This is a genomic window from Agromyces sp. P1_H4 (genome assembly GCF_056405255.1).
Genome location: NZ_JBFUCL010000482.1, coordinates 1 through 1986 on the forward strand (window position 1 = coordinate 1; position 1986 = coordinate 1986).

The 1986-nt window shown below is 72.2% G+C and carries 2 protein-coding genes; both read right to left on the reverse strand.

From position 1 onward, the window contains the following. Positions 1 to 825 (reverse strand): MFS transporter (locus tag AC1DY2_RS19115; protein WP_476763848.1); only part of this gene is annotated, 825 nt, incomplete at its 3' end. 46 nt (positions 826 to 871) lie between these two features. Continuing rightward, the gene (gene glpX / locus AC1DY2_RS19120) at positions 872 to 1873 is read right to left on the reverse strand and encodes a class II fructose-bisphosphatase (protein WP_476763849.1); all 1002 of its coding nucleotides are present in this window, start codon (positions 1871 to 1873) and stop codon (positions 872 to 874) included. Between the last annotated feature and the right edge of the window lie 113 nt (positions 1874 to 1986).

The following is a 1986-nucleotide window of genomic DNA, read 5'->3' on the forward strand; positions in this document are numbered from 1 at the left end:
GAGTGCGAGGGCGAACGCGCCGGCGCCGCCGCCGGTCTGGTCCTTCACGGCGAACGGCAGGAGCACCTCGATCGGCCCCATGATGAGGAAGACCAGGACGATCGAGAACACGAGCGTGGCGAACAGCCATCGGGTGCGCAGCAGGTAGGCGAACCCGTCGCGCAGGTCGATGAACGACTGGCGCACCGGATGCACCTTCACTTCGTCGAGGTCGCGGCGCACGGGCGTCGTGCGCATCACGGCGAGCACGATCGCGGCGACCACCTGCAGCACGGCGACCGCAGCGAACGCGAGCCACGGCGCCTGCACGGCGATGAGCAGGCTCGCGAGCGCAGGGCCGGCCGCCTGCATCACCGCCGGGCGCAGCACGCCCTCGATGCCGTTCGCCGCGAGCAGCTGCCCGGCCGGCAGGATCGCCGGCAGCCACGCGGAGTACGCCGGGTAGAAGAAGCCGTCGGCGAGGCCGAGCACGAACGAGAGCACGGCGATGTGCCAGACCTCGATCACCCCGGTCGCCGCGAGCACCGCGGCGACGGCGAACGCGAGCCCGCGGACGATCTCGACGACGATGAGGATGCGCCGCTGCGGGATGCGGTCGGCCGCGACGCCGCCGATGAGCACGGCGAGCACCAGGCCCAGGCTCGACCCGACCGCCACGTACGACAGGTCGATGGGCGAACCGCCGAGCTCGACGACTTGCCACACGGAGGCGACGAGCCACGCTCCGGCCGACAGCAGCGACGCGGCGAGCGCCGCGACGAGCAGGCGGTACTGGCCCGACGAGAACGGGCGGAGGGCGCGCGGCAGCGTGGTCGCGTCGGTCATCGGCCCATTCTCGCGTGCGCCGCGGACATCCGCCCGCGGCATCCGGTCAGCGGTCGGTCTTGTCGAGCCATTTCTCGACGTGGTGATCGGCGACGATGCGGCGGATCGTGCCCGACCGACCGCGCAGCACGATGCTCTCGGTGCGGATGATCGGCCCCTTGCGCCGCACGCCGTCGACGAGCTCGCCGTCGGTCACGCCGGTCGCGACGAAGAACGTGTTGTCGCTGCGCACGAGGTCGTCGAGCTCGTAGACCTGGTCGCAGTCGAGCCCTGCCGCCTCGCCGCGCGCCCGCTCGGCGTCGTCCTTCGGGGCGAGCCGGCCCTGCATGAACCCGCCGAGCGCCTTGATCGCGCACGCCGTGGTGATGCCCTCTGGGCTGCCGCCGACGCCGACGCACATGTCGATGCGCGACTCGTAGCGCGCGGCGTTGATGCCGCCCGCGACGTCGCCGTCGCTGATGAGGCGCGTGCCGGCGCCGGCCGCGCGGATGTCGGCGATGAGCTGCTCGTGGCGGGGACGGTTGAGCACGGCGACGCGGAGCTCGCCGACCTCCTTGCCCTTCGCCGCGGCGAGCGCGCGCAGGTTCTCGCCGATGGGGTTCCGGATGTCGACGACGCCGATGCCCGAGGCATCCGTCACGATCTTGTCCATGTAGAAGACGGATGACGCGTCGAGCATCGTGCCGCGGTCGGCCACCGCGATGACCGAGAGCGCGTTCTGGCGGCCCGCGGCGGTGAGCGAGGTGCCGTCGATCGGGTCGACCGCGATGTCGCAGGCGGGGCCACGGCCGTTGCCGACCCGCTCGCCGTTGAAGAGCATGGGGGCCGCGTCCTTCTCGCCCTCGCCGATAACGACGACGCCGTCGAAGTTGACGGTGCCGAGGAAGGCGCGCATGGCGTCGACGGCGGCTCCGTCGGCGGCGAGCTTGTCGCCGCGTCCGATCCAGGGGGACGAGCGGATCGCGGCCGCCTCGGTCGCTCGCACCAGCTCGAGCGCGATGTTGCGGTCGGGGTGCAGGAACAGGGTTGCCGTATCGGTGCTCACCATGGAGGGTCCTCCCGGACGCTGTGTCATCGGCCCCGGCGATCGGGGCCGTCGCGCGGGCAGGGTGACGCCCGCGCTCCAAGCCTAGGGATCCGGCGTCGTCGCCGTGATGGATT

Bases quoted from the DNA above. Each gene is read 5' to 3' on its own strand.
- glpX (WP_476763849.1), bottom strand. From the start codon at position 1,873: ATGGTGAGCACCGATACGGCAACCCTGTTCCTGCACCCCGACCGCAAC.